Source organism: Limosilactobacillus panis DSM 6035, from assembly GCF_001435935.1.
In the GTDB taxonomy this organism is placed as follows: domain Bacteria; phylum Bacillota; class Bacilli; order Lactobacillales; family Lactobacillaceae; genus Limosilactobacillus; species Limosilactobacillus panis.
In genome coordinates, this window is sequence record NZ_AZGM01000044.1 from 1 (window position 1) to 26,992 (window position 26,992).

At 50.5% G+C, this 26,992-nt stretch carries 22 protein-coding genes, 1 tRNA gene, 1 pseudogene and 1 other annotated feature; of the genes and pseudogenes, 15 read left to right on the forward strand and 9 right to left on the reverse strand.

Going from position 1 to position 26,992, the window contains the following annotated elements:
- The first annotated feature begins 182 nt into the window (after nucleotides 1-182).
- A complete protein-coding gene (locus tag FD32_RS03190; RefSeq protein ID WP_047768674.1) occupies nucleotides 183-1,178 on the forward strand; it encodes a KxYKxGKxW signal peptide domain-containing protein in 996 nt (331 codons plus the stop codon).
- 279 nt (nucleotides 1,179-1,457) lie between these two features.
- On the opposite strand, the gene asp1 is transcribed toward FD32_RS03190, so the two are convergent.
- Both asp1 and FD32_RS03200 read right to left on the reverse strand, forming a co-directional pair.
- The gene (gene asp1, locus FD32_RS03195) at nucleotides 1,458-2,960 is read right to left on the reverse strand and encodes an accessory Sec system glycosyltransferase Asp1 (protein ID WP_047768672.1); all 1,503 of its coding nucleotides are present in this window, start codon (nucleotides 2,958-2,960) and stop codon (nucleotides 1,458-1,460) included.
- A gap of 2 nt (nucleotides 2,961-2,962) precedes the next feature.
- Complete coding sequence (locus FD32_RS03200; RefSeq protein ID WP_047768670.1) at nucleotides 2,963-4,504, reverse strand: glycosyltransferase; 1,542 nt, start codon at nucleotides 4,502-4,504, stop codon at nucleotides 2,963-2,965.
- A gap of 127 nt (nucleotides 4,505-4,631) precedes the next feature.
- Here FD32_RS03200 and FD32_RS03205 point away from each other — a divergent pair, with 127 nt between their 5' ends.
- Together FD32_RS03205 and msrB are read left to right on the forward strand one after the other, a co-directional pair.
- On the forward strand, nucleotides 4,632-5,153 hold the full coding sequence (locus FD32_RS03205; protein ID WP_047768668.1) for a hypothetical protein: 522 nt from the start codon (nucleotides 4,632-4,634) through the stop codon (nucleotides 5,151-5,153).
- Nucleotides 5,154-5,266: 113 nt separating this feature from the next.
- Nucleotides 5,267-5,695 carry a peptide-methionine (R)-S-oxide reductase MsrB gene (gene msrB / locus FD32_RS03210; protein ID WP_047768666.1) on the forward strand — a complete coding sequence of 143 codons (429 nt, stop codon included), beginning with the start codon at nucleotides 5,267-5,269 and terminating at the stop codon, nucleotides 5,693-5,695.
- 520 nt (nucleotides 5,696-6,215) lie between these two features.
- Here msrB and FD32_RS03215 read toward each other — a convergent pair.
- The 4 genes from FD32_RS03215 to FD32_RS03230 are packed head-to-tail and all read right to left on the reverse strand — an operon-like array spanning nucleotide 6,216 to nucleotide 9,986.
- The gene (locus FD32_RS03215) at nucleotides 6,216-7,358 is read right to left on the reverse strand and encodes an ArgE/DapE family deacylase (RefSeq protein ID WP_047768662.1); all 1,143 of its coding nucleotides are present in this window, start codon (nucleotides 7,356-7,358) and stop codon (nucleotides 6,216-6,218) included.
- An 18-nt stretch (nucleotides 7,359-7,376) separates the two neighbouring features.
- Complete coding sequence (locus FD32_RS03220; protein ID WP_047768660.1) at nucleotides 7,377-8,066, reverse strand: methionine ABC transporter permease; 690 nt, start codon at nucleotides 8,064-8,066, stop codon at nucleotides 7,377-7,379.
- Nucleotides 8,059-9,123: a methionine ABC transporter ATP-binding protein gene (locus tag FD32_RS03225; RefSeq protein WP_047768658.1), complete on the reverse strand. Its 1,065-nt coding sequence runs from the start codon at nucleotides 9,121-9,123 to the stop codon at nucleotides 8,059-8,061. The genes FD32_RS03220 and FD32_RS03225 overlap by 8 nt, the downstream gene beginning before the upstream one ends.
- Before the next feature lie 11 nt (nucleotides 9,124-9,134).
- Nucleotides 9,135-9,986 (reverse strand): MetQ/NlpA family ABC transporter substrate-binding protein, encoded by an 852-nt coding sequence (locus FD32_RS03230; RefSeq protein WP_056962108.1) that lies wholly within the window; start codon nucleotides 9,984-9,986, stop codon nucleotides 9,135-9,137.
- A gap of 79 nt (nucleotides 9,987-10,065) precedes the next feature.
- Nucleotides 10,066-10,309 (reverse strand) — a binding site (T-box leader).
- Between the two features lie 129 nt (nucleotides 10,310-10,438).
- Between FD32_RS03230 and FD32_RS03235 the strand changes: the two genes are divergently transcribed.
- The 6 genes from FD32_RS03235 (at nucleotide 10,439) to FD32_RS03260 (ending at nucleotide 16,342) form a co-directional block, all read left to right on the forward strand.
- On the forward strand, nucleotides 10,439-11,425 hold the full coding sequence (locus tag FD32_RS03235; RefSeq protein WP_047768654.1) for a LacI family DNA-binding transcriptional regulator: 987 nt from the start codon (nucleotides 10,439-10,441) through the stop codon (nucleotides 11,423-11,425).
- A 277-nt stretch (nucleotides 11,426-11,702) separates the two neighbouring features.
- Nucleotides 11,703-12,113 (forward strand): VOC family protein, encoded by a 411-nt coding sequence (locus FD32_RS03240; RefSeq protein WP_047768652.1) that lies wholly within the window; start codon nucleotides 11,703-11,705, stop codon nucleotides 12,111-12,113.
- A 31-nt stretch (nucleotides 12,114-12,144) separates the two neighbouring features.
- Nucleotides 12,145-13,164, forward strand: a complete 1,020-nt coding sequence (locus FD32_RS03245) for a zinc-dependent alcohol dehydrogenase family protein (protein ID WP_047768650.1) — start codon at nucleotides 12,145-12,147, stop codon at nucleotides 13,162-13,164.
- A 161-nt stretch (nucleotides 13,165-13,325) separates the two neighbouring features.
- Nucleotides 13,326-14,264, forward strand: coding sequence for an L-lactate dehydrogenase (locus FD32_RS03250; RefSeq protein ID WP_047768648.1), 939 nt, complete (start codon nucleotides 13,326-13,328; stop codon nucleotides 14,262-14,264).
- Nucleotides 14,265-14,380: 116 nt separating this feature from the next.
- A complete protein-coding gene (locus tag FD32_RS03255) occupies nucleotides 14,381-15,571 on the forward strand; it encodes an MFS transporter (RefSeq protein ID WP_047768646.1) in 1,191 nt (396 codons plus the stop codon).
- Between the two features lie 15 nt (nucleotides 15,572-15,586).
- The gene (locus FD32_RS03260; RefSeq protein ID WP_047768644.1) at nucleotides 15,587-16,342 is read left to right on the forward strand and encodes a sulfite exporter TauE/SafE family protein; all 756 of its coding nucleotides are present in this window, start codon (nucleotides 15,587-15,589) and stop codon (nucleotides 16,340-16,342) included.
- A 55-nt stretch (nucleotides 16,343-16,397) separates the two neighbouring features.
- On the opposite strand, the gene FD32_RS03265 is transcribed toward FD32_RS03260, so the two are convergent.
- Nucleotides 16,398-17,357 carry a 2-hydroxyacid dehydrogenase family protein gene (locus tag FD32_RS03265; protein WP_047768641.1) on the reverse strand — a complete coding sequence of 320 codons (960 nt, stop codon included), beginning with the start codon at nucleotides 17,355-17,357 and terminating at the stop codon, nucleotides 16,398-16,400.
- 97 nt (nucleotides 17,358-17,454) lie between these two features.
- Nucleotides 17,455-18,096: an endonuclease III gene (nth, locus tag FD32_RS03270; RefSeq protein ID WP_047768640.1), complete on the reverse strand. Its 642-nt coding sequence runs from the start codon at nucleotides 18,094-18,096 to the stop codon at nucleotides 17,455-17,457.
- 269 nt (nucleotides 18,097-18,365) lie between these two features.
- On the opposite strand from nth, the gene FD32_RS03275 reads away from it, so the two are divergent.
- Nucleotides 18,366-19,799, forward strand: a complete 1,434-nt coding sequence (locus FD32_RS03275) for an APC family permease (RefSeq protein ID WP_047768637.1) — start codon at nucleotides 18,366-18,368, stop codon at nucleotides 19,797-19,799.
- A gap of 100 nt (nucleotides 19,800-19,899) precedes the next feature.
- Nucleotides 19,900-19,972: transfer RNA gene (locus FD32_RS03280), tRNA-Thr, on the forward strand.
- Nucleotides 19,973-21,225: 1,253 nt separating this feature from the next.
- Here FD32_RS03280 and FD32_RS03285 read toward each other — a convergent pair.
- A pseudogene (locus FD32_RS03285) lies at nucleotides 21,226-22,603 on the reverse strand (glycoside-pentoside-hexuronide (GPH):cation symporter).
- Nucleotides 22,604-22,811: 208 nt separating this feature from the next.
- Between FD32_RS03285 and FD32_RS03290 the strand changes: the two are divergent.
- The 4 genes from FD32_RS03290 to manA all read left to right on the forward strand — a co-directional run bounded on the left by FD32_RS03290 (nucleotide 22,812) and on the right by manA (nucleotide 26,915).
- A complete protein-coding gene (locus tag FD32_RS03290) occupies nucleotides 22,812-24,191 on the forward strand; it encodes a glycoside hydrolase family 1 protein (protein WP_152666521.1) in 1,380 nt (459 codons plus the stop codon).
- A 10-nt stretch (nucleotides 24,192-24,201) separates the two neighbouring features.
- Nucleotides 24,202-25,089: an ROK family protein gene (locus tag FD32_RS03295; protein ID WP_082126056.1), complete on the forward strand. Its 888-nt coding sequence runs from the start codon at nucleotides 24,202-24,204 to the stop codon at nucleotides 25,087-25,089.
- 15 nt (nucleotides 25,090-25,104) lie between these two features.
- Complete coding sequence (locus FD32_RS03300; RefSeq protein WP_047768633.1) at nucleotides 25,105-25,818, forward strand: GntR family transcriptional regulator; 714 nt, start codon at nucleotides 25,105-25,107, stop codon at nucleotides 25,816-25,818.
- Nucleotides 25,819-25,949: 131 nt separating this feature from the next.
- On the forward strand, nucleotides 25,950-26,915 hold the full coding sequence (gene manA, locus FD32_RS03305) for a mannose-6-phosphate isomerase, class I (protein ID WP_047768628.1): 966 nt from the start codon (nucleotides 25,950-25,952) through the stop codon (nucleotides 26,913-26,915).
- Nucleotides 26,916-26,992 lie beyond the last annotated feature (77 nt).

The window sequence follows — 26,992 nt, forward strand, 5'->3', positions numbered from 1 at the left end:
TCGACTAAAGTATACAACGCAGGAGAGCTTGCGTTTATTTTTTTGCCAAAAAAGCCGATAACCACACGCCTTTGGCGTGATTATTAGCTTTCAAGTTTCAGATTCTACTATCTAATCGAACATAATTGATTTCTGGGCTATATATACTTAATTATTTTATTTTTTTATAGGGGGATTCTTTTATGAAGAATAATGCATTGCATTATAAGATGTACGAGGCTAAGAAGAACATCGTCTTTGCTGGCCTTGCTACTACCGCCGTTTTGGCTGGCTTGACTCTGTCTAACGTCAACAATACCGCTTCCGCCGATGCTACTTCTGGTGCAGCTATTACTGCAACCTCTACTGCTAGCGACGCTAACAACGGTTCTGCTGCTACCTCTGGTGCTACTTCTACTGCTACCTCTGGTGCTACTTCTAACGCTACCTCTGATGTAGCTTCTGACGCTAATGCTAAGGTTACTAGTGCTAACGCTGCTAACTCCAGCGCTATTGCTACTAACTCCGCTGCTGTTAAGAGCGACGCTGAAAACCCTGTTCCTGCTTCCAGCAACACCACTGAGCCTAAGGCTGCGGTTTCCGAAGCTAACCAACTGACTAGCCAAGCTAAGCAAATCACTGACAACACTGCTACCGCTTCTCAAAACTTGAGCAACGCTAACGCTACCCTTGCCAGTGCTTCCGCTAACGTTACTAGCGCTACTGCTGCTTACTCCGCTGCTAAGAGCGCTGCTGAAGTTGCTAACTCCGCTGCCGTTGCTGCTCAACAAAAGGCTAACGCTGCTGGCCAAACCTACACCACTGCTTCTGACGCCCTGGTAAAGGCTAACAAGGCTGCTGCTGACGCCCAAGCTGCTGCTAACGCTGCTAAGGCTTCCCAACTTCTTCAACAAGCCCAAGACTTACTGAAGAACATTGACTGGAGCCAAAACAACAATGGCAACAACGGTAACAACAATAACAACACCAACAACGGTGTTGTAAACGGCGGTGCTAACAATGGTGCTGTTAACAACGGCGCTGCTGCTAAGGACCCTGCTGCTACTGTAGCAACTGCCAAGAAGAACAACGCTACCCTGGCCCAAACTGGTAACGAAAACAGTGCTGCTGTCGTTGCCCTTGGTGCTGCTGCTGCAATGTTCGGCCTTGGCCTTGCTGCTAAGAAGCGTGAATTCTAATTTAACTTAATTAGTTTTATAGCTTAGAGTCAAAGATTATGTTCGGACAATAAAAAGCTTAGCCATTAACTAAGCACAAAGCCCGTTGAGGATTAATTTTCTCAACGGGCCTTTTTGTTTACAATTTTATTTTGGCGGACTAGGGATTGATATTGAGGGATCTTTAAGTTGCCACATAATTGGGTTGCTAGACTCTAAGAACATCAATCTCTTGTGGTGGGAGGATTCAAAAAGGCGCGTGACTAGTTGTCATGCGCCTTTTTGCCGCCGAAGTGGTGATTACTTATTCATGATTGCTTGCCATTGCACCCAGGTATGATCGGCATCAAATGCCTGGCAGTTCTCGTACGCCCCCGTACTGAGCTGCTGGAGCTTTGCCGGGCTCTTCAAAAGGTCAATAATCGTTGCCGGCATCTTGTCCATATTATCCAACCGGATCAGTTGACCATTGACCCCGTCCTTGACGAACTCGCTCGGTCCGTACAGGTAGTTGAAACTGATAACTGGAACCCCGTGGGCTAATGCCTCCGCCATCGCCAGTGGCTGACCGTCGAGCCGACCCGGATCAACAAAGAGCTGGGCCTGGTTGTAGACGTCATCCAGCTTCGGTTGGTAACCGGCGAAGGTGACGGCCTTTTCCAGCTTGAGCTTTTTAACCAGGTCCTGGTAGTTTTTGGTATCTTCATTTGACCCGTAACCGTAGAAGGTTAACTTGCTGTCCCGGATGGCCTGGTGAACCTTGGCAAAGAGCTTGATTAGCAGGTCAGTTCCCTTGTCACTCCCCAGCCGACCAACGTAGATTAGCTGGTTTGGTGTTCGGTCCTCCATTGGTACCCGCTTGCTTGCCTGGTGAACCAGGGAACCGTTAATCATGTAGATTGGGGTGCCCTTGCCCAGCCGTTGCTGTAGGACCGCCGCCTGCATGGCCGTCATAACAATGATGCCGTCCCACTTACTGCGATCCTTAGTCAAAGGATCATTAAGGAAGCCATTCAACGGCCCGTTGATCAGGTCCTGGCCATCGTCAATATGGCTGATTGGCAGCCAGAGGAACTTCCGCGCCCGCTTGCCCAGCTGCTGGACCGGTTTGATGGACACGGCTGGCCGGTCAGCGATGAAGGTGTTAGTCCCGGCAATCTGGTCATTTAGCTCCTTGAGGAAGAAGGCAAAAAGACTATCAAAGTCGTCGAAGAAGCGGTCCTTGCCCTGATAGTTCTTGAGGACGTTCAGGGAGTTAATCGGTGTGTCCTCGGTGGATTGGACGTAGTAGCGCTCCATGTAATTACTACCGTCCGGCCGGTAGTAGCGTTCGTAGTAAGGCCGGTTGTTTTTGCCGAAGAAGATATCAACGGCCTTGAATCCCCGGATATCGTACTTCGCACGCAGGTTGATGTTACCCGCCGCATCGTAATAGTCGACATGGTCTACCAGGCCGTAGGTACCACCGATGAAGAAAACTTCGGCAACCAGGCGGTCACCATCCTTGACCGTCCGGGAGCTGGACCCGCTGCTGACCTGGTAGTCGATCGGCAAGTTAAGGTCCTTGGTGTGGAGGTTGTGGCCCTGGTAGTCGGTCGTGCCGGCGAAGAAGTCAAACATGTTGACCAGCTGGTCGTCACTGAGGCCGAACCGCCCCAGAGTAGCGTGGATGATATTATCGAAGTCCCGGGTCACCAATTTGGCAGCTGTCTTGTGCTCCTTAAAGAGCTTCAGCCGCTTGATTTCGGCGTGCTCAATACTGGAATTACTACTGAGCAGGTACTGGTTTACAAAGAAGAACACGGTTACTTGGCCTCCTTTTCGTTCATGTTATCAAGAATCTTTTGCCATAGCTTCATTACACTCGGTTCGGAGTAAAGCTTGCAGTCCTTGTAAGCGTTAGCGCTCATCTTGGCCAGGCGGTCCTGGTCAGTTAAGAGGCTGATGATTGCCTTGGCCAAACCATCGATATCGCCGTTCTTGGTCAGCAGGCCGTCTTGACCGTCAATGATGACGTCACTCGGCCCGTACTTGATGTCGTTGGCGATGGCTGGCAGCCCATGGGCTGCCGCTTCCACCAGGGTGAGGGGCAGACCCTCAACCCGACTTGGCAGGACCATTAGTTGGGCGTGGTCGTCAACGTCGGCAACGTCATTCGTGTAGCCCTTGAAGTGGACGCTGCTTTCGAGGCCGAGGCCCTTTACCTGCTTGCGGAGCTTCTTATCATAGTTATCGTTAGCATAGCCCCACAGGTTGAGTTGGGCATCCGGCACGGCCTTTAGGACCTTTGGCCAAGCAGCAATGAGGTGTTCCTGCTGCTTTTCGGGGGAGAGCCGGGCGACGGTGACAACCTCGTGCTTGTGACGCTTCTCAAACGGGACGTGCGGCCGGTTAAGAATATCGCTGGTGACAATTGGTCCCGGAACCCGGAAGACTGGGACGCCAGTTTTAGCGTAGCGGGCCTTAACATCGTCTTGTTGCTGAGGAGTCAGGGCGATTACCCCGTCCAAGTCGGTCAGGTGGTTGAGCCCCCACTCGTAGTTGAAGTTCAAGGCCGAGTGGAGGATGTTGTTGTTGTCGTTGACGTGGTCATTGTGCAATTGCATGTAACGGGGAACCCGGTGCTTCATATGGAGGACGGACCAGCCAATTTCGTACACCCGGTCGGTAACCAAGCCGACGGGACCGTCACCGCAGATTTCCTTATCCGTGACCAGCTGGTCGAGGAAGAAAGCCGTGAGGGCGTCGAAGCCGTTGAACTGGTAGTCGTGGCCGCGGAAGTCAAAGAGGTGGAAGCTCTTAGAATCTTTGCCACGCTTATCGGTCTGGTTGTTCACCTGGAGGGCTAATTTGCCGGCCGGGGTGAAGTAGTTCTCAGTCGTGACCTTGTTGGACCAGTCATAGAGGTGTTCGACGGAGATAAAGCCCCGGTTATCGTACCAGGTCACCTTGAGGAGCTTACCGAAGTGGTCGAAGTACTGGAGGTTGATGATGTGCTTCTTGTCATCGTTGCGGCGGCGAATGTACATGATTCGGTGACCGTTACGGTAGTAGTTGTAGTTGATTCCGTCGGCCTGCCGTCGCCAGCTGGAATCAATCTGGATGTTCTTGATGGTGACGTCCTTGGTAGGGACCTCGCGGGCGTCCTGGAAGAAGTCATACATGTTGACAAAGTTTTCATCTTTGATTCCGGCAGCGTTGGTCACCATGTGCAGCTCATTTGAGTACTGCCGGGTGACAATCTTTGCCGGTTCTTTGAAGTGCTCGAACAGGTGCAGACGCTGGATCTGGGCATGTTCGATTCCCGACATGTTGGTTTGAATGCCATCGTTTAGAAAGAATAACATTTCCATATCTCCTTATGTTTACTCATAATTGAGTTTATCACATCTGGGGGCCGGCTGCCGGTTCGACTTGCGCAGTCTTCTGCCCTATAATAAGGAGTAAGTAAAAATGGGGAAGTAGGTTTGTAGTATGAGTAGTACGGATGAACTTTTAAAAACTGCAGAAAAAAATCTTGCTGACGCCAAGCAGCAATACGAGCATGCCCAGCAGTCAGCAGAGGACGAGAAATCGCCACTGCTTGCGGTAATGAAGGCCAACTATGAAAATGCCCGCCGGAACCTGGCAAACGTTAAACAGATGGCTAAGTTGATGGCCCAGCCAGTCGGGAAGGCGGCCGTTAAGGAAACCACCGAACCGCCATCGGCGACCCCAGTACCGAAGAAGAAGGTCGACCCGAACGCGGTTAAGCTGCCGGGGAGCGCCGCCACGATATACTTCCCAACGATGGATGACTTTGTCAGTGGGAAGAATAACCAGGCTGCTCAAAAGGCCAGCCAGTGGCAGGCCGACGTGATTCGCAAGTCCAGCCAGCAGGATGAAAAGGCGGACCGGAAAAAGAAGCCGGTACCCCCCAAAAAGGGTGCGGCTGATGACAACCAGGTCACCTTGACCCGCGAGCAGTACCGGAAGCAGTTGAAAAAGAGAAAATAAGTAAAAGGGGCAAGTCAGCAGGATTCCTGTTAACTTGTCCTTTTAAGCATTATCTCGGCTTTTCACCACTAGCTATGGTATGATCAGGTCACTAAAGAGAAGGGGGCCTGATCATGAATAATGAAGAATTAAAGAAGAAACTTTCACCAATTCAGTATGCCGTGACCCAGGAGGCGGCGACGGAACGCCCGTTTACCGGGAAGTATGACCACTTCGATGAGCCGGGTATCTACGTCGACGTGGTCAGTGGGGAGCCACTCTTTTCCTCACTCGATAAGTACGATTCTGGCTGTGGCTGGCCGGCCTTTACTAAGCCGATTGCCAAGCGGGTGGTTAGGGAAAAAAGCGACCAGTCCTTTGGCATGGAACGGACGGAGGTCCGCAGCCAAAAGGCCAACTCCCACCTCGGCCACGTTTTCACGGACGGGCCCGTCGACCGGGGTGGCCTGCGCTATTGCATTAATTCGGCGGCCCTCCGTTTCATCCCCGCGGCTAAACTGGCGGAAGCCGGGTACGGGGAGTACCAATCACTATTTGAATAAGATAACAAAAGAAGCGGCCGAAGAAAATGTTCTCCGGTCGCTTCTTTATAATGAATAATTGCAATTAATAATTAGTGTTGAGGTTTACCCATAAACATCCCCGCGGCAGAGGCAATCAGGATTCCGAGAAAACTTACAACAGCAATTGCGTTACTTAAAGCTGACATCATGGTTAAACACCCTTTCATATTTTTTATATCATTTCTTTACACCCTTATTATAGCAACGATGGCGGGGATGAGAGATAATAATTGGGTGATTTTTCACTAAGCAAAACGCTCATTTTACTTACCATTTGCTTATATAAAATTAAGAAATTGCCCATCATTTTCTTTTTATTATTAAGCGAATCGCTGAGCATACTTAACTTAATTAAGGAAGAAGGTGATGAAGTAAAAGTTAAATCAAAATTATTGTTAAACAGTGAGCATGGCCTGAATTAGCCTTTGCTACGGGCCCAAGGAATCCACCCATAAGAAAAACCGCCAGTGATCGTTAAGACCAGCTGGCGGTTGGGCGCTTACTTAAAGAAATTAACAATGATGTCTTGGTAGGTTTGGATGGTCGCCAGGAAACTCGGAATGGTGGTAAACTCGTCCGTCTGGTGGGCCTCATCCCAGGCGTCACTCCCGAGGACGATTACCGGCAGGTCGGGGCGGTCAACCGTGAAGACGCTGGCATCCGTCGCCCCGTTGATGATGTCCGTCTTGACGGGGTGGGGGTAGTGCTGCTTAGCAAACCCGAGGGCCGACTGGACAAAGTCACTTGCCGGGTCCGTACTGATGGGGTGGTAGTCCCAGAAAATGTCCAGTTTCAACTGGTAGGGCGTTTGGTGGTTGATCTTATCGATCGCCGCGTTCAATCGGTCGGCAACGGCCTGGTTATTAAAGGCCGCCGTTGGCCGGATATTGCCCTCCAGTTTAGCGTGGTCGGGGATGGTGTTGATCTGGTCCCCACCTTCAATGACGGTCACGCTGTGTTGGACCTTTCCCAGGTAGGGATCCTCCGGGGCATCGTCAAAGAGGTGACTTTCCGCTTCCACGTACTTTAACAGGCCCGTGATGGCGTTGACCCCGCGGGCCGGCATGGAACTGTGGGCGGACTTACCAATACTTTCAACTGAGTAGTTCAAACTTCCGGAATGGGCGAAGATGACGTTACCCCCGGTTGGTTCCCCAACCACGAGGGCATCCAAGTCGTCAGCCACCCCTTGTTTGGCCAGGCGGAAGGCCCCGGGCGTTCCCAGTTCCTCACCAGCAGTGGCGATTAACTTAACCGTGCCCGCCGGTAAGCGGTCAGCTTCCTTGAGCTTGATTAGCGCCAGGACCTGGGCGGCGAGGCCACTCTTCATGTCGGCGGCGCCCCGCCCGTAGATTTTGTCGCCAACGATGCTGCCGGCGAAGGGGTCATGGTGCCAGCTCTTGGTGTCGCTGACGGCAACCGTGTCCATGTGCCCCGTCAGTCCCAGAATTCGTTTGTCCGTGCCCGCCCCGACTTGCGCGGTCAGGTCAGCCCGGCGGTCGCCAAATTCGTCAACCGTGGCGGTAATTCCGTGCGCGGCCAGTAGCTTTTGCAAGTACTTGGCCACTTCAACCTCGTTACCATTGGTGGAATGAATTTGAATCAAATCTTGTAATAGCTTAACTTCTGGACTGGCTTCCATGAAAATTCCCCCTATATATTAACGATCTTGGTGGTTTAACTTCTTAGCGAGTAAGTCACCGATCACTTGGATGATCAGCACGAAGAGGAGGACTAGCAACGTTGCCACCAGGGTGACGTCGTTGTTGAAACGGTCGTAACCGTATGAAATGGCGGTGTTACCTAAACCACCGGCACCAATTGCCCCGGCCATTGCGGTCAGGCTGACCAGGCTAATCAATGAAACGGTGGAGACCCGGATCAGTTCGGAGCGGGATTCCCGCAGGTAGACGTCAAAGATGATGTCCTTGTTAGTAGAACCGATAGCCTGGGCGGCTTCAATCTTTCCCTGGTCAACACTCTTCAGTGCCACTTGCACTTGTCGTGCGTAGAAGGCGAAGAAACCGATGGACAGGGGCACCAGGGCGGCCGTGGTCCCAATCTGGGTACCAACGATGGCCTGGGTGACTGGTGCGATGAAGGCCAGCAGGATGATGAACGGGATGGCCCGGAAAACCGAGACAATCTTATCACAGATGCTGTAGAGAACCTTGTTTTCCAAGATTCCACCGGGTTCGGTGACCACGAGGGCGATCCCGAAGATTAGACCAATCAGGCCCCCAATGATGGCCGGCCAAACGGTCATGTAGATGGTCTGGATAATGGAGGTTCCCCAGCCATTGTCACCGCCCCAGCCTAGTTGTACGACGTTTGGTAAAAAACTACTCATTCCAAATCCTCCTTTCATCAATCTTGGTTACAGTAACTTTATTATCTTCTAAGAACTTAACGGCCGCTTGCCGTTGCTTGTCGTCCCCCTTCACCACAACGAAGAGGGTACCGACTGGTTCACCGCCAAGAATTTCAATGTTCCCGTAAAGCATACTTGCTTCAACCCCGAGTTCCTTGTAGAGGGCGATGATAATTGACTTCGTGACGTTATTGCCGTTGTAAACCAGCTGGAAGAGCTCCTCGTCGTCTGCCAGGTGGTCGAGGTTGAAGGCCCTCAGGGTGTCAACCGCGGCGAGGGAGCCCCCGACAAACTGGCGGGTCAATTCTTGCTGTGGTTGTAAGAAGACCTTTTGCAGTGGGCCCCGTTCGATGATCTGGCCGTGTTCCATGACGGCGATCTTGTTGGCGACCCGCTTGACGGCGTCCATCTCGTGGGTGATCAGGACAACAGTCAGGTCGAGCTTATCGTTAATCTGCTTGAGCAGGTCGAGAATCTGGTTGGTGTTTTGTGGGTCCAGGGCCGAGGTGGCTTCGTCAGAAATCAAAATTTCTGGGTCGTTGGCCAGTGCCCGGGCGATGGAAACCCGCTGCTGTTCACCACCGGAGAGCTGGACGGGATAAAAGTCCGCCTTGTCCTTGAGCCCAACCAGTTCGAGTAGTTCCAGGGCCTTCTTTTCTTGGGCATCGTCATCCAGTTTGCTGTGCTTCAAGGCAAAGAGGACGTTTTCGATGACTGTCGTTTCGTTTAATAGGTTGAAGTGTTGGAAGATCATCCCGATGTTTCGCCGCTTCTCCTGGAGTTCCTTGTTGCTTAACTGCTGCTGGTGGTCCTTGAAGAAGGATTCACCGTCGATGGTGACGGAACCGTCCGTCGGCTTCTGCAGGAGGTTGATTGTCCGGACCAGGGTTGACTTTCCGGCACCTGAGTAACCGACGATCCCGTAAATATCACCTTTTTCAATTGATAACGACACATCCTTGACGGCGTGGACAACTTCCTTGCCCTGCTTAAAGGTGACGTTAATGTTTGCTAAGTCAATAATTGGTTTCGCCATACTCGCTCCTCCTACTTGTTAAAATTCCGGTCCCATGCTGGTAATTCAGATGAACCGTAGTACTTCTTGATCAGGTGCTTGGTCTTTTCAGTTTGGTAAGCCTTAACAACGTCCTTGTAGGCCTTGTTGTTCTTGTTCTGCTTCTTAACGGCAATGATGTTGACCCATTGTGCGGAATCCTTGTTGAGTGGTTCAACGAAGATGGCCTTCTTGTAGTTCAGGCCGGCTGCTTGGGCGTAGTTGGTGTTGACCACGGCGGCATCAACGTCGTCTAAGGTCCGGGCCGTTTGGTCAGCAGCGATTTCCTTGATTTTGATGTTCTTCTTGTTGTCAGTGATGGATGATACTGTGGCCAGGTCGGTGCCTTTCTTAAGCTTGAAGAGACCGGCATTCTTTAATGCGTACAGGGCCCGAGATTCGTTAGTGGCGTCATTTGGTACCGCAACGGTTGCCCCGTCTGGCAGGTCCTTAATGTTCTTGTACTTGTTGGAGTAGACCCGGATTGGGGTGATGAAGGTATCACCGTCGGACACGATGTCGGTGTGGTGGGCCTTATTCCATGACTTCAAGAAGAGCTTGTGTTGGAAGGCGTTCAGGTCAACGTCACCGTTTTGCAGGGCCTTGTTTGGCTGGTTGTAATCGGTGAACCGGCGGAACTTGACCGTGACCCCATACTTGTCTTTAGCGGTCTTGGCGACGGAGTTCCAAATCTTGTCGTCGGCCTTGGAACTAGCCATGATCCCGACCGTCACCGTCTTGGCAGCTTGTTGGTGGGGTCGGACAAAGCTGAAGTAACCGGCGATTAGGATTACAACAACAACGACTGCCCAGATAATTGCGTTTCTTTTCTTTCTTCTCTTCATAGTAAATACTCCCTTTCAATCCTTATGAATAATTGCGATTAACCGAACGTTAGAACAGAAAAAGCACCCGTCCCAATCAATAAAGGACGAGTGCTTCGCGTTACCACCTTTGTTCGCTGGGTCATCACTGACTCAGCCTCAGTGGGTTACTCTAACAAAATAATTAGAATTACCCAGCACAATTAACGTGTGCTAACCCGTTACCGGCTAATAATCACCGGTACCATTCCAGGCCCATCTTCGGTGCGGCCACTTACTGCTTTCCACCAACCAGCAGCTCTCTAAAAAGCTTGAGCACTTACTCTGCCTTTCAACATGTTTTAACGTTCGATTAATTTGTTGTCACTAATTATAATGGCATTCTCATTTTTGTCAACAGCTTTTTTAATTTTTTCTTCCACTGGAAGCGGTATAATACTAAGTAAATATAATTGGGGACTGAAATAGGTTTTATGAAAAAACAAGCAGTAAAATTAGAAGATGTAGCGGCGGTCGCCGGGGTCTCAAAGACCACCGTTTCCCGGGTTCTCAACAACCGGGGTTATTTGAGCCAGGCAACGATTGATAAGGTCCATAAGGCAATGCAGGAGCTTCACTACCGGCCCAATATCATTGCCCGCCAGCTTTACCAGCAGCGGACTAACCTGGTGGGCTTGGTCTTTCCCACCGTCGACAACCCGTTCTTCGGCCAGCTGGAAGCCTGCCTGGACCATGAACTGTACAAGCGGGGCTACCGGGTACTGATGGGGAACAGCCAAAATAACCCGGACCGTGAGCGGGCCTACCTCCGCCAACTACTGAACGGCCAGGTGGATGGCCTAATTGTCGGGGCCCACAACGAGGGCATCGAGCAGTACCGTAATATTCAGCTACCGGTGGTTTCCATTGAACGGTTGGTCTCTAAGGACATCCCGGTTGTGGCTGCGGACAACTATGCTGGCGGTGTCTTGGCGACCCAGCAGCTGCTGGATGATGGCTGCCAGCACATTATCCACACCAACTACCCGCACGACCTGGCATCACCAAACATGGAACGGCGGCGGGCCTATGAAGAGCTGATGCGCAGGCATGGCTTGCCAATGTACACATATGAAGTTAGTTTTGATAGTTCGACCGCGGAGAAGATCAAAATCTTCTACCGCCTCTTTGATGAGCACCCGGAAGTTGACGGGGTATTCGCCGATAACGACACGAACGCCAGTCTGATCATGCAGGTGGCCCGGAAACGGGGCCGGCGAGTTCCCGAAGACCTTAAGGTGGTCGGCTTTGACGGAGCCAACATGACCCGGACACTCCTGCCGGAATTGACGACCATCCAGCAGCCTATCCAGCAGATGGCCACCGCGGCGGTCCAACTCCTCCAGGACCAGATCGATGGTAAGAAGACCACTAATTCAGTCCAGCTACCGGTTAAGCTGATTCACGGAACAACGGCATGATTTCAATAAGCGACCAGTGAAGATTTTCGTTGGTCGCTTATTTTGCTACCTCCTGAAAAAAGTTAAAAAATTTTTTTACTAGTAAAAGGCAAAAAGTGATGGCGGCAGTCCCTTACTCTCCGAATGGAAGAGCTACCGCTTTTTGATATGGTAACCGCTTAACATGCCACATTGTCAAACGTTTTCGCAGGTGTTAACCGGTTGACAGATAAAAATGTAAGCCCTATCATAATAGTTGTCAAAAGGAAATAAGCAAATTTCAAGGAGGCGTCGTGCAATGGCATTTAATAAGAGTCTTGCCGGTTATTTTGATGATATCGCACATGTGGGAATCCCAACTGATGATCTGAAGAAGACAATTGCTTTTTGGGAAAAGTTAGGTTTCAAGAAGCAAGGGGAATTTGACACCGATGACCAGGGACACCAAGTGGTCTTCATGAAGTTCGCCCACTTGATGCTCGAAATCTGGGACAGTGATGGTGCTGTTCACAAGACCGGGGCCATCAACCACATCTCACTGAACGTTGAAGATGCCGATGGTGCTTACAAGGCTGCTAAGGAAGAGGGTTTTAACATCAAGGAAGATGAAGTCCAACACCTTGACTACTGGAAGCACGGCATTAAGTACTTCAACATCGTGGGGCCAAACGATGAAACCATTGAATTCTGTGAAGTCGTAAAGGGTTAAAAGCCACCATCAATTTAAGGAGAAAAAAATCATGAAAGCATTAGTTATGACAGGTGTTAAGAAGTTAGAGGTCGAAAACGACTACAAGAAGCCAGAAGTTAAGCCAAATGAAGTCCTGGTTCACACCGCTTGGGCCGGTATTTGTGGGACTGATAAGGCCCTCTACAATGGTCTGCCAGGTTCCGCTGACGCTGTTCCACCGATTGTTTTAGGGCACGAAAACTCCGGTGTAATTGCCGCCGTTGGTAGCGATGTTCAAGACTTCAAGGTTGGCGACCGGGTAAGCGTTGACCCGAACATTTACTGCCACAAGTGCTTCTACTGCCGGACTTCTCGTCCAGAACTTTGTGAACACCTGGATGCCGTTGGTGTTACCCGTGATGGTGGCTTCGCTGAATTCTTCACTGCCCCTGAAGAAGTTGTTTACCACGTTCCGGACAACGTTTCCTTGGAAGCCGCTGCGGTTATTGAACCAATTTCCTGTGCTGCCCACGGTGTTGACCTGCTGGAAACTCACCCATACCAAACCACTTTGATTATCGGTGATGGTTTCGAAGGTCAACTGATTGCCCAAATTTTGAAGTCCCGTGGTGTTAAGGAAGTTACCTTAGCCGGGACCGTTGATGAGAAGCTGGAAAACAACAAGAAGCACTTTGGCTTCAAGACCATCAACAATATCAAGGAACCAGACGCTATCAAGCCCGACAGCTACGACATTGTCGTTGAAGCCGTTGGTCTGCCAAAGACTCAGGAACAAGCCGTTGAAGCTGCTCGTCGTGGTGGTCAAGTCCTGATGTTCGGTGTTGGTAACCCTGACTCCGAATTCAAGGTTAATACTTACAAGGTTTACCAGAAGCAACTGCACATCCAAGGTTCCTTCATTAACCCATACACCTTCGAAGATTCAATCGCCCTGCTGCAATCCGGCGATGTTGACCCACTACCACTGATTTCCAACGTTTTGGACTTCGCCCACGTTGAAGACTTCGTAAGTGGGAAGCTTGGTAACATCTCCAAGGCCATCGTTAAGGTTGCCGGCGAAGACGCCTAAACTTGAAAATAAAATTTAACTAACCGCTTTTACCTGGTGGGGCCCTTCTTGGAGTCCCACCAGGTTTTTTTAAAATTCCCTAGCTAATACGAACCTAGTATGCTATATTAAAATCTAATGAGAAATAATCACATCTGAGATTAATGAAAGGGGTCTTAATAATGACACGAAAGGTTGCCGTAATTGGGATGGGACACGTTGGTTCAACGGTGGCGCATTACATCGTTGCTAATGGTTTCGCTGACGACCTGGTTTTAATTGACACCAATGAAAAGAAGGTTAACGCCGATGCCTTGGACTTTGAGGACGCCATGGCCAACCTCCTTCACCACACCAACATTTACGTCAATGACTACGGACAATTAAAGGATACCGACGTCATCGTCTCTGCTCTGGGGAACATCAAGCTCCAGGACAACCCGGACGCCGATCGTTTCGCGGAACTGCCATTTACCCGGGACGCGGTGCCAAAGGTTGCCGAAAAGATTAAGGAGAGTTGCTTCAACGGCAAGATCGTTGCCATTACCAACCCCGTTGACGTTATCACCTCCATTTACCAATCCGTAACTGGCCTACCAAAGAACCAGGTAATTGGTACCGGGACCCTGCTTGACTCCGCCCGGATGAAGCGTGCCGTGGCCAGTCGCCTTAACGTTGACCCCCGTTCCGTTGAGGGCTACAACCTTGGTGAACATGGGAACTCACAATTTACGGCCTGGTCCACGGTCCGTGTTCTAGAACAACCAATCACTGAACTGGCCAATAAGCGCGGCTTAGACCTGGACGAACTGGACCACGAAGCCCGGATGGGGGGCTGGAAAGTCTTCTCCGGTAAGAAGTACACCAGCTATGGGGTTGCCACTGCGGCTGTTCGCCTGGTTAACACCATCCTTTCCGATGCCCACACCGTTATGCCGGTTTCCAACTTCCGTGAAGAATACGACTGCTACCTTTCATACCCCGCAGTTGTTGGCCGCAACGGGATTGAAGAACAGGTACAACTCCACTTGACTGATGAAGAACTTGACAAGCTGCAGACTTCCGCTAACTTCATCAAGGAAAAGTACCAGGAAAGTCTGGAAGCCAACAAGAAGGCCTAAAACTAGCGCAGTAGGGTCGATAATGTTACACTAATCATTAAACACACGGAAAGTGGCGTCGTTCATTCGACACCGCTTTTCTTTTGTCTCACTACCAATGAAAGGAAACATTATAGATGACAAGAGAAGTGAAGAAAATCATTGCCGTGGTGATCTTCTGCGAATTCCTGATCTGCTTGGGGATGAGCCTGATTTTCCCGGTAATGCCGTTTATCAAGAATGAGTACCATTTTTCCGCCTTCGACATGGGGGTTATGTCGTCACTCTTTGCCTTTGTCCAATTCGTCGCTTCCCCAGTAGTCGGGCGGGTTTCTGACAAGATGGGCCGGAAGCCAATGCTGGTGTGGGGACTGCTGATTTTCTCCCTTGCAGAATTTGTCTTTGCCCTGGCCAACCAGCTCTGGCTCTTCAACGTCTCCCGGGCGGTTGACGGCCTGTCGGCAGCGATGTTCGTGCCCACCTCAATGGCCTTGGCGGCGGACCTGACGAGCGTTAAGGATCGGGCTAAGGTAATTGGCTGGTTATCGGCGGCCTTTAGCGGCGGTCTGATCTTGGGACCCGGCCTCGGTGGCATCCTGGCTAACATTAATTACAAGTTTCCCTTCTGGGTTGCCGGCATCCTGGGCATCGTCAGTACCCTTGTCGCCATGTCCTTGCTACCGAGCGATAGCGACGAGCGTTTCCAGAGCACGACCGAAAACCCGGAAGGCGACCTTCTGTCTGGGGGCTGGGCGCAGGTCAAAAAGCTCCTTTCCCCGGTGATGATCACTTTGTTTTTGATGATCTTCATCATGGCATTTGGCCTGGCGGGCTTCGAGAGCATTTATAGCCTGTACGTTAACGAGGTCCACAACTTTGACCTTCAGTCCATCGCCCTCGTCTTGACGTTGAACGGAATCATCTCCTTGATCCTCCAGGTCTTCTTCTTTGACCGGATGGTACAATGGTGGGGTGAAATTCGGGTGATCCGTTACTGCTTCTTCGCCAGCGCCATCGGAACGGTCTTCGTTATCTACGACCACTCCCACTGGCAACTGATCGTGGCCACCCTGGTCGTCTTTGAGGCCTTCGACATGTTACGGCCGGCAATCACGACCCTACTGACGAAGATGAGTAAGGATAACCAGGGCCTGCTAAACGGGGTCAACATGTCGCTGACTAGTGTCGGTAACATCATTGGCCCGTTAATTTCGGGGGCCCTGCTGGATATCAACTACCAGTACCCGTACTGGATTGTCATCGTTTTCTTGATGGGATCGTTCATCATCACCTTTGGATTACAGCGCTTACGGAAACAAAGCGCATAAGGAGGGGACCCAATTGTGGGGAACATACTATTGATGGTAATTGTCGGCTTAGCGGTCGGTATCTTTGTGATCTCGCTTGGTGGCGGGGGCGGCGCAATCTACCTTGGTGTCTTGACAGCGATTTTTCAACTATCACCGGGTGCTGCAGCCGCGACGTCAATCGTCACCTCACTTCCGGCCCTAATCATGGGATCCTGGTCCTACTACCGCCGCGGGCTGATTGACTTCAGTCTGGGCAACCGGATGATGATTGCCGCCATTCCTAGCATCTTTGTTGGCTTCTTCATCTCGCCCTTCTTCCCGGAAAGGGTTTATAAAATTATCATTGGGGCGATTCTGGCCTTTCTCGGGGCCCAGCTGATTTACAAGGTTTACCGGCAGACCGACAACAAGCAGGCGGGCCGGGTGTCGGCAAAAACCGCGAGTGTCCTCTACGGCATTATGGGGGGCCTGATGGTTGGTATCGCTGGTCTGAGTGGTGGGGGCCCAATCACCACCGGTCTCCTTCTTTTGGGGGCCTCGATGGCCGAAGCGTCCGCCACCTCATCCTACGTTTTAGTGGGGATGTCGATTGTCGGCGCCCTCCTGCACATCAGTGGGGGCAACATTGATTGGCACGCCGCGGGGGGCCTAATCGCTGGGTCACTGGTAGGGGCCTTCTTGGCGCCGCCGGTGGTCCTGTGGATGACGGCTAAGCCGAACCGGGCCCGCATAGTTAAGCTTTTCATGGGAGTTTTCATCATCGTCATGGGAATTCGGACAGCTTTATAATAGAAAAGACCACAGTCGAGAAATTTCTCAACCGTGGTCTTTTTAAAATCCTAAATTAATTAATGATGTACTTAATCGTCGTTCCTTTGATTGCCGCAATCGCGTTGTTGGCCACAATCTTGCCCATTGCATCCCGGGCTTCGATTGAGGCGTTCCCGATGTGGGGCGTCAAGATAACGTTATTAAGCTTCTTGTACTGGTCATCGACTTCTGGTTCCCGCTCGTAAACATCGAGCGCGGCACCGGCAATGTCTTTCTTCTGCAATGCTGTGAGGACAGCTGCTTCATTAATGACGGGGCCCCGGGCGCAGTTGACGAGGACGGCGGTCTTCTTCATTTCCGCCAGCTGGGCGCTATCGATCATGTGGTGCGTTTCATCAGTGAGTGGGCAGTGGAGGGTAACCACGTCGGCCTGCTTGAGCAATTCGTCTAGGCTGACATAGCCTGCAGAACAAGCGGCCTCCACTGCTGGACTTGCCTGATGCCGTTGGGTGTAAATAACCTTCATGTTAAAAGCGTGCATCCGCTTGGCAACCGCCTGACCAATGCTGCCCAGACCAACGATGCCGAGGGTCTTGCCGGCAAGTTCAGGGCCCAGGAAGAAGAGTGGTGCCCAGCCATCAAAACCGATTGTCCGCATCCGGTGGTCACCTTCAACGATCCGCCGCATCAGGGCGATTATTAAGCCGCAAGCAACTTCCGCCGTGGCGGTCGATGAAACAAACGGGGTATTCGTAACATCAATTCCCCGTTCACGGGCGTACTTAACGTCAATGTTATTGAAACCGGCCCCGAAGTTGGCAATCAATTTGAGCTGGGGGGCAGCGTTGATAACCGCTTGGTTGACCTGGGTAGAGAGCGGGGTGATGAGAACTTGGCAGTCATGAACGTTCTTGATCAATTCAGCGGTGGTGATCAAACCGTCACCATCGTAAACCGCAAAGTCAATTCCCGCCTTCTGCAAAAGCTCCGTTGCCACCGTTGGTAGTTTTGCCGATAGATATACTTTAGCCATAATCTTCGCCTTCCTAAATAATTATCAAGTATGTAAGCGCTAACAACTTCATTATAGTTCTTTTTCAGATAAAGGAGAAGATCGGCGGATAAACTTCTTAGATCACGTTTTGTTGTCCGGTTACGCAGATGGGAAGGAGTGGACAATCGTTACAGCGGGGTTTTCTCGCCATACACCGGTAGCGGCCCCAGAAAATCATGCTGTGGTGGGCGTCCAGCCATTTTTCTTTAGGGACGGCCTCACGCAATCGTTTCTCAATCGCTAAAACAGTGGCCTTGGGCGGGACCATGGCCAGTCGGCGGGCCACCCGGCTAACGTGGGTATCGACCGGAAAGGCGGGGATGGCGAAACACTCGGCCATTACGACGTTGGCCACCTTACGTCCGACCCCGGGTAGGGAGGTCAACTCCTTCAGGGTTCGGGGAACTTTACCATTAAAGTCGGTGACGAGCTTCCGTGAACAGTTAACCAGGTACTTGGCCTTGTTATGGTAGAGGCCCAGCCGTTGGATGTAGGGCTCGACATCACCTGGTTCAGCAGCTGCCAGGTCCTGGGGAGTTGGGAAGCGGTCAAACAGGGCTGGTGTCAGGTTATTGACGGACTGGTCAGTAGACTGGGCACTGAGGATGACGGCCAAAAGGAAGTGGAAGTGGGTGTCGGCATAGAGGGTGGTCCCGGCATCAGGGTACTCGTGCCGCATCGTCTTAATTGCGTCATAAATTTCTTGATTGTTAAGCATTAAAAATCACTCCAAACGAACTAACTAGTCCCAGTTTACCCCTCAAATTAGTGAATTATTAGTAATTTTACCAATGAAAATTAATTTTTTATTCATTAGGGCCTGGTTGCCGGTCTGCTGGGCTTCCGCAAAATATTATTAGGACCCTGTTATTAAGCGAAAAGGCTTACAAATAAAATTAATATTTGACCATGGGCAGAACGGTTGGTAAAATAAATTAAAGCTTTTCTTATAATTCTAATACATTTTTAATTAAAGGAGGAAGAGTCATGAGTTTTTGGAAAACAATCACGCGAAAAGAAGACCCGCGCGTTTACGAAAATAAAGATAGCCACTTAGTGCGATCATTAAAGGTTCGGGACTTCCTCGCCCTCGGTGTGGGGACGATTGTGTCGGCTTCCATTTTTACTCTTCCCGGTGAAGTGGCAGCGATGCATACGGGGCCAGCGGTAGCTATCTCATTTGTCGTTGCTGCCGTTGTTGCCGGTCTGGTGGCATTTGCTTACGCTGAAATGGCGGCGGCCATGCCATTTGCCGGGTCCGCGTATTCTTGGATTAACGTTGTCTTTGGGGAGTTCTTCGGCTGGATCGCTGGATGGGCCCTGCTAGCAGAATACTTTATTGCCCTAGCCTTCGTTGGGGCCGGGCTCTCAGCCAACTTACGGGCCCTACTTGCCCCGGCGGGAATCAAGCTGCCGGCGTCTTTATCCAATGCCTTTGGGACTGAAGGTGGGGTCGTTGATCTGATTTCAGTGGTTGTTATTGCCCTGGTGGCCATCCTGATTGCCCACGGGGCTTCTAAGGCCGCCCGGGTGGAAACCCTCTTGGTCTGTTTAAAGGTTTTCGCCATCCTACTCTTCGTTGTTGTGGGGCTGACCGCTATTAAGACCAGCAACTACGTACCATTTATCCCGAAGTACCACGAAACGGCTAACGGTCCGTTTGGTGGCTGGCAAGGGATTTATGCTGGTGTCTCGATGATTTTCCTCTCCTACATCGGTTTTGATTCGATTGCCGCTAACTCGGCAGAAGCCATCAACCCACAAAAGACGATGCCACGGGGGATCCTGGGTTCCTTGCTGATTGCCGTGGTCCTCTTCGTTTCCGTTGCCATGGTTTTGATGGGAGTTCTCCCTTACAGTAAGTACGCTAACAGTGCCGAACCAGTTGGGTTAGCACTGCGGGCCGCTGGTCACGGTGGCGTGGCCGTGGTTGTTCAGTCAATTGCCGTTGTGGGGATGTTTACCGCCCTGATTGGGATGAGCTTAGCTGGTTCTCGGTTGATCTACTCATTCGGTCGTGACGGAATGCTGCCGAAGTGGATTGGTAAATTGGATAAGGCCGGCCGGCCAAACCGGGCCCTCTTGACACTGACGATTGTGGCCATTGTGATTGCTGCCTTCTTCCCGTTTGCCTTCTTATCTCAGCTGGTTTCTGCAGGGACTTTGATTGCCTTCATGTTTGTATCCCTGGGAATTTATGCCCTACGGAAGCGGGAAGGTAAGGACATCGCGGATCCATCCTTTAAGATGCCGTTCTACCCAGTGATGCCCGCACTTGGCTTTCTGGCCGCCTTGTTTGTGTTCATGGGGCTGGATTACCAGGCCAAGCTGTATGCCGGAATTTGGTTCGTCCTCGGGCTAGTAATCTACTTTGGATACGGGGTCCGGCACTCCTTCCTGGCAAAGAAAAATAAGAAGTAATTACTGAATAAGGACAAGGCGACCGGTGGGGAAATCCTCCACGGTCGCTTTTTTGCGCGCCGCCTTGCCTTGGTGAATTGATCTCGGTTATAATTTAAGTGCCGTCTTAGCTCAGATAGGTAGAGCACATCCATGGTAAGGGTGACACGGCAGTTCAACTCTGCCAGACGGCTCTAGTGAAATGGGAGGACGCTGATATAAGGGCGTTCCTCTTTTTTTAAATCCTAAAAAAGCGCCCCAACCCCGGGTAAAGGGGATGGAGCGCTAGGGTCACTACCCGAGCAACCACTTAATTAGGTGTTTAACGTGCTTACTAGGCACAATGATAATGATTAGCCAAATATGGCTCATGGGGTTCACCCCCAGTTGCACTTACAATTTGGGATTGGTAGTCCCGGAGTGCTTACTCATTGTATCATACTAATTTCATGCTATAATGTAACTATGATAATGATTAGCCGGAGTGCAAAATGGAATCAGTTGGTTACTTATTCCGAACCGGTTAGGGCGCTTAATAGGCGTCCTTTTTTAGTTTAATACGAAATTTAAAAATTGGTTGTTCGCTTTTTTTATCGGCATTGTAATTGAATTCTTCAACAGAAAAAGCGCCCTAACCCCGGTAAAAAGGATGGAGCGCTAAGGTCACTACCTGAGTAACCACTTAATTAGGCGTTTAACGTGCTTACTAGGCACAATCAAGAGTATTATGCACCAATGATGCAATTGGGACACCTCCCAACTTGCACATACTTGTAGGTTCGTTACGCCTAACAGTGTGCCTAATTATTGTATCATGGATCCTTTATGATATAATTAGGTACATCAAGAGTATTATGCCGGTGTGCAAAATGGCTTCAGCCCGTTACTTAAGCCGAACCGGTTGGGACGCTTAATAGGCGTCCTTTTTTAGTTTAATGCGAAATTTAAAAATTGGTTGTTCGTCTTTTATATCGGCATTATAATTGAATTCTTCAACAGAAAAAGCGCCCCACCCCTGATAAGGGGATAGGGTGCTAAGGTTACTACCTGAGTAACTATTTAAATAGGCATTTAACGTGTTTACTGGGTACTATAAAGATGAATGGTCAAAAATGACTCATGATGTTTTCACCACTTTATTGTACATTTTCGGGAGTGATTAAGTTCCAGTGAGCAATAATTAGTGTGCCATGATATAATAAATTGTATGAAGATGATTAGCTGGTGTGCAAGATGGCTTCAGTTGATTACTTGAGCCGCACTGATGGGTGAGACAGAACTAGCTTGCTAGTTTGTTTTTCGATAACCCCCGTCGAAGCAAAGTAAGTCTTTAGAAAGCACAAAGAGGGCTCTAGTGTTCGGATTTTCCGAATGCTAGAGCCCCTTTGTGTACTGCACTGTAGCATTTTTGATTATAAAGGAGCCTTATGTCACAGCTCCTTTATATCTAGTTATCCTTTGAGGCTGCCTCTTCACGAGCGTGCTTGGCACGAAGGTCCGCTTCCATCTTGTCTTGGAAACTGTCAACGTGGTAGAAGAGCAGGGCAATTGCGGAAAGGCCGAACCCCATGATTGGAATCCAGACGTAGTTCCAGGTAATTGCGTGTTTGGGCTTGGTTGGCAACGTAGCCACCCAGGGCCAGGACCCAGCCGGTAATCGCCCCACCAAGGCCCATACCTAGTTGGGCACCAAAGCTGGAGAAGGCGGTAATGATTCCTTCCGCTCGGACACCGTTCTTCCATTCACCATAGTCAACAGCATCGGCCAGCATGACGGCAATTAGACCGGAGATAAATCCCAGACCCAGGTTAACGATGATGTTAGCGGCAATGATGATTGGGACGTTTTGAACCTTTGCTCCAACCCACATTACTAACTGGCCGGCGATTGAAACGAGCCAACCAACCATCATTGTGTTTCGCTTACCAATTCGTTTAGAGAACCACGGTGTGACGGCAACGGTGATTGAACCGAACAAGCCCAGGCCGAGCATGATGGAGGTCAGCCAGGCTGCGTGCATGTTGTACTTGAAGAAGTAAACCGTTACCTGGTTCCGGGTCTGCATCCCAATCCAGTAAACGAAGTCAATGAAGACGATGATTGCCCATGGCCAATTCCCCTTTAAGGCCTTCAGTGAGGTCTTGATTGGCAGTGACCGCCGTTCAGCAACACTCTGGACCCGCTCCCGGGTATTGAAGAAGGCGTTGAGCAGGATGATGCAAGACAAGAAAGCCAGGATAAGGCCCAGCCAGAAGAAGCCCTTTTGGTTATTTCCCTGACCAAACGCCTTGACAAGGGGGAGGGCAATCACGGAAATCAGTGTACTGCCGGCGGTAGCGAAGAGGGCACTAATGGTAGAAAGGGTGACCCGTTCGTTAGCGTTACTCGTCAGGTTAGGTAAGATCGACGTCAGGGGAATATTGACCCCGGAGTATAAGACGTCAACACCGATATAAGTTATGTAGGCCCACAGGATCTTGCCACCCAGATTCAGGTGCGGGGTAGTAAACACCAGCACACAGAAGATGGAGTACGGGATTGAGAACCAGAGCCAGTAGGGCCGGCTCTTCCCCCAACGGGTATGGGTGTGGTCGATTAAAATTCCCCAGAACGGCCCGTTAAAGGCATCGATGACCCGGGCAACCAAGAAAAGGGTCCCCACGGCCGCCGCGTAAATTCCGTAAGCATCCGTGTAGAAGTACATGAGGAAGTTTCCAATTAAACCGAAAGACAGGCAGCAGGCAAAGTTACTTGCACCGTAGCTTAACCTTTCCGGCCAGCAAACCTGGTGTTCATTATTAAGTGTATTAACTGATTTATCCATAGTTTTCGCCTCTACTAAAAGTGCTGAATAAGAATTGATTCGTTAACAAATTAATACTTTTACGTTTGAACAGCTCAATTCTAAAGCGCTTCCAATCAAATGTAAATGTTTTTTAAATAAAAAATATGTTTTTTGATAAAAAGATATTCATTTTACTAAAACAGTGTATACTGAAGGCAGAAATAACTCGCAAGGGGAGGAAAACATTTTGGACAAACAAAAAATGCCCCGGGACTTTTTCTGGGGGAACTCGGTTTCTAGCATGCAGACTGAAGGGGCCTACGACATTGATGGGAAGAGCAAGTCGGTTTACGATGTCCGGCCCGCAACGGCGACTAGTACTAACTGGCATGTTGCCATTGATGAATACCACCGTTATGAGGAAGACCTCGACCCGATGCAGAAAATGCACTTTAATATGTACCGCATTCAGATTTCCTGGTCCCGGGTTGTGAAGGACGGGGACGGTGAATTCAACCCCGCGGGTATTGCATTTTATGACCGCCTGATCAACGCCATGCTGGCCCGCGGTATTCAGCCGATGGTTTGCCTCTACCACTTTGATATGCCACTAAAGCTGGCTAAGGAAGATAACGGCTTCATGTCTCGAAAAACGGTGGCGGCCTTTGTCAGGTACGGCAAGGCCATGATCGACCATTTCGCTGACCGGGTGAAGTACTGGATTGTCTTTAATGAACACAACCTCTACTTCACCGATGAGGCCTTTAATATCGCTGGCTACACGAAGGGGGATAAGTCACTTGACGACCTGTACACCATCTTCCACCACACCATGCTTTGCTATGCACAACTCAGTGCTTACTTCCACACAAATTATCCGGACGTTAAAATTGGGGGCATGATTGCTTACACCCCGGTTTACCCAGCCACATCCAAACCCAACGACGTCTTCTACGCCCGCAAGTCAAATGAGTTTTTAAACGAGAACCTCAACAAGCTCTACACCAGTGGTAAGTATTCGACTGAAGTCCAGACCTATATTAAAAATCACCAGGTCAATAACGACTACCAGGACGGTGATGAGAAAATCCTGGCACAGATTCACGCCGACTTCCTGGCGTTTAGCTACTACCGGTCAACAACCCTGAATGCTGACAAACTGAGCCCGGACTGTGCACCCAACCGCTACCTTAACGAGGGGATGGAAGTCAACCGCTTTACCCCTAAGACTGACTGGGGCTGGGATATTGACCCGCTCGGTTTTCGCAACATCATCACCCACTTGTATAACTGCTACCACTTACCGGTCTTCCCAATCGAAAACGGGATTGGTTGCCGAGAAGAGTGGGATGGCCAGCACCCAATTGAGGACGACCAGCGGATCAAGTACCACCGTGACCATATTCGGGCGATGAAGGCGGCGATGTTTAAAGACGGCGCCCAGGTGTTAGGCTACCTGGGTTGGGGCCTGATTGACATCCCCAGCTCCCATGCTGACGTCAACAAGCGGTACGGGGCCGTCTACGTAAACCGGACCAACCACGACCTTAAGGACCTTAAGCGGGTACCGAAGAAGTCGTTCTACTGGTTCCAAAAAGTGCTCGCTGACAACGGTGATCTGATTTAAGAAAGGGGAAATGACGATGAGAGCGCTGATGACGGTTGATGTTGGTGGCACGAGCATTAAATTTGGCTACTACGCTAACCACCAGCTTCATAGGCTGACGGACTGCCCCACGCCCGCTACACTTGCGGATTACTACCGGGTAATTGCAGCGCAAAAGGACGCGCTGGCGGGCGACTTTAACCTGGTCGGTGTTGCCGTTTCCTCGCCGGGAGCCGTCAATAAGAAAACGGGGGTAATTGAAGGCAGCAGTGCCATCGATTACATCCATAACTTCCCCATCCGTCAGCAGCTTGCCCAGCGCTTAAAGACGCGGGTTAGCCTTGAAAATGACGCTAACTGTGCTGGCCTGGGCGAGAGTTTCTTCGGTGCCGGCAAGGACTGCCATACCATCGTTGCCATTGTGGTTGGCAGCGGGGTCGGTGGGGCGATTGTTGAGGACCACCGGGTTCGCCACGGATCCCACCTGTTTGGCGGTGAGTTCGGCTACATGATTATGCGCCCAACAAGCGGGGCCACACTTAGTCACCTGGTTTCACCAGTCGCGGCTGCCAAGGCCTTTAGTAAAAAAATTGGGATGCCGGTTACCGGCAAGGAGCTGTTTGCCCGTGCCCATGATGCCCAGCAGTTTGTCGACCAGATCACGACCTACCTGGCCCTCGCCTGTTATAATTTACAAAATTCCTTTGACCCTGATAGAATTATCATTGGTGGGGCGGTTTCGGCTAACCCGGTATTACTTCCGGCCGTTAAGCGGCACATCGCTGCCTGGCAGGAGAAGAATACGGATGTTGGTCAGTGCCCCGAAGTTGTTATCAGTAAATTTCATAATCAGGCTAACCAGCTGGGGGCGGTGGTTGACTTCTGCCAGAGCTATGGCCTGACGATTGGTCAAATATGATTAGGCGGGTCAGCAATGAAAAAGTACGAGGCAGTTGCAGAGAAAATTAAGAAACGAATATTTGACGGGACTTACCAGCCGCGGACGCTCCTTCCCAACCAGTTAGAACTGGCGGACGAATTTAACGTCAGCAAGATCACTGTTAAGCGGGCCCTGGATTACCTGGAAAGCATCGGCTTGCTCTACAAGCAGTCGGGGTTGGGGACCTATGTCCTGGGAAATATTTCGCTGATGGGTGAAAATGATTCCCCAGTCGGGGCCTTTCAGGGCTTGAAGTCCCAACTAGGTGACCGGGTCTCCAGTCAAGTAATTAAGTTTGAAGTTACCTTCCCGACCAAGGACCTTTGCCGGCGGTTGGACATCAAGGAAACGGAGCCGGTCTACCAGATCATCCGTCTCCGCCTCCTCGATAAGCAGCCCTTTATCATTGAGCACTCCTACATGCCGGTCCGGCTGGTTCCTTCCCTGTCTGAGGATGTTCTGGAGCAGTCGATTTACAAGTATATCCACCAGAAACTGCAGATTAAGTTTGGTGGGGCCTTTCGGAAAATTAATGCCGACCGGGCGGACCAGTATGATATCAAGTACCTGGGCGCCAAAAAGGATACCCCGATCCTGGAAGTCGAACAGATTGTCTGGACCAGTAACGGGCAGAATATTGAGTACTCGCGGAGCCGGAACCTCTACAATAAGCGTTCCTACACCGTTGTTGAGACTAATTATGATTAAAAACATGATTTTTAATAGAAAGAGCATGATGATTATTTACAAACGCTGGCAAAAAGCATATGATTTAGGCAGTCAATGGCTGATATGGAACCGTTGAATACGGATAATATTTGATAAGGAACGTGAGATAAATGGCAGAACCACTGTTTTTGAAACCAGTTTTTCATGAAAAAATTTGGGGTGGCCGGCGCTTGGCCACCGATTTTAACTACGATCTTCCTGCGGGAACGATTGGTGAATGTTGGGCAATTTCTGGCCACCCTCACGGTCCCAATGAGATTGAGAATGGCGAGTTTAAGGGCCAACTCCTTCCTGACGTCTATGCTAAGCACCCGGAGGTCTTTGGCAACCCCAAGTCACCAGTGATTCCGCTGCTGACTAAGATCCTGGATGCGGAGGCCAGTCTCTCTGTTCAGGTACACCCCGACAACGCTTATGCGGAGAAGCACGAGCACGAACTGGGTAAGACCGAGTGCTGGTACATCATCCACGCTGATGCGGGCGCCTACCTGACCTATGGCCACACCGCTAAGACTCGGGAAGAACTTAAAGAAATGATTGAAAATCATGAGTGGGGGAAGCTGTTCGGCAAGAAGCCGGTTAAGACCGGGGACTTTGTATACGTCCCATCCGGTACCATTCACGCCCTCAACAAGGGAATCATGGCCTTAGAGACCCAGCAAAGCTCTGACACGACTTACCGGATCTATGACTACGACCGGGTGGATAAGAAGACCGGCAAGAAGCGGGCCCTCCACCTCAAGCAGTCAATTGACGTCACCACCGTACCGTTCAAGGAACCACAGCTCAATAGCACCGTGGAAAAGGTGGGCGATTCGGTCGTCACGACCCTGATCACTCAACCAGATTCACCGTTCTTCAGTGTTTACAAGTGGGAAGTCAATGGTCATCTTACCCGGCAGCACGAGCATGGTCCCTACACCTTGATGTCAATCATTGATGGTCAGGGAACCTTAACCGTGGACGGCAAGGAATACGAGCTGAAGAAGGGAACCCACCTGATTATCCCCGCAACCGTGAAGGAGTGGTCAATGGACGGCAAGATGCTGGTCATTGCCTCGGAATCAGTTGAATAGTTTTTTCCCAGCTTCTTATTTGTATACTGTGCTGTTTGTATATTGGCTAATTAAGTGTTGACAATACTTTGAGATTA

Excerpts from the sequence above, each read along its gene's own strand:
- FD32_RS03190 (WP_047768674.1), top strand. The coding sequence starts at position 183 with ATGAAGAATAATGCATTGCATTATAAGATGTACGAGGCTAAGAAGAAC.
- FD32_RS03200 (WP_047768670.1), bottom strand. The coding sequence starts at position 4,504 with ATGTTATTCTTTCTAAACGATGGCATTCAAACCAACATGTCGGGAATC.
- FD32_RS03205 (WP_047768668.1), top strand. The coding sequence starts at position 4,632 with ATGAGTAGTACGGATGAACTTTTAAAAACTGCAGAAAAAAATCTTGCT.
- msrB (WP_047768666.1), top strand. The coding sequence starts at position 5,267 with ATGAATAATGAAGAATTAAAGAAGAAACTTTCACCAATTCAGTATGCC.
- FD32_RS03215 (WP_047768662.1), bottom strand. The coding sequence starts at position 7,358 with ATGGAAGCCAGTCCAGAAGTTAAGCTATTACAAGATTTGATTCAAATT.
- FD32_RS03220 (WP_047768660.1), bottom strand. The coding sequence starts at position 8,066 with ATGAGTAGTTTTTTACCAAACGTCGTACAACTAGGCTGGGGCGGTGAC.
- FD32_RS03225 (WP_047768658.1), bottom strand. The coding sequence starts at position 9,123 with ATGGCGAAACCAATTATTGACTTAGCAAACATTAACGTCACCTTTAAG.
- FD32_RS03230 (WP_056962108.1), bottom strand. The coding sequence starts at position 9,986 with ATGAAGAGAAGAAAGAAAAGAAACGCAATTATCTGGGCAGTCGTTGTT.
- FD32_RS03235 (WP_047768654.1), top strand. The coding sequence starts at position 10,439 with ATGAAAAAACAAGCAGTAAAATTAGAAGATGTAGCGGCGGTCGCCGGG.
- FD32_RS03240 (WP_047768652.1), top strand. The coding sequence starts at position 11,703 with ATGGCATTTAATAAGAGTCTTGCCGGTTATTTTGATGATATCGCACAT.
- FD32_RS03245 (WP_047768650.1), top strand. The coding sequence starts at position 12,145 with ATGAAAGCATTAGTTATGACAGGTGTTAAGAAGTTAGAGGTCGAAAAC.
- FD32_RS03250 (WP_047768648.1), top strand. The coding sequence starts at position 13,326 with ATGACACGAAAGGTTGCCGTAATTGGGATGGGACACGTTGGTTCAACG.
- FD32_RS03255 (WP_047768646.1), top strand. The coding sequence starts at position 14,381 with ATGACAAGAGAAGTGAAGAAAATCATTGCCGTGGTGATCTTCTGCGAA.
- FD32_RS03265 (WP_047768641.1), bottom strand. The coding sequence starts at position 17,357 with ATGGCTAAAGTATATCTATCGGCAAAACTACCAACGGTGGCAACGGAG.
- nth (WP_047768640.1), bottom strand. The coding sequence starts at position 18,096 with ATGCTTAACAATCAAGAAATTTATGACGCAATTAAGACGATGCGGCAC.
- FD32_RS03275 (WP_047768637.1), top strand. The coding sequence starts at position 18,366 with ATGAGTTTTTGGAAAACAATCACGCGAAAAGAAGACCCGCGCGTTTAC.
- FD32_RS03295 (WP_082126056.1), top strand. The coding sequence starts at position 24,202 with ATGACGATGAGAGCGCTGATGACGGTTGATGTTGGTGGCACGAGCATT.
- FD32_RS03300 (WP_047768633.1), top strand. The coding sequence starts at position 25,105 with ATGAAAAAGTACGAGGCAGTTGCAGAGAAAATTAAGAAACGAATATTT.
- manA (WP_047768628.1), top strand. The coding sequence starts at position 25,950 with ATGGCAGAACCACTGTTTTTGAAACCAGTTTTTCATGAAAAAATTTGG.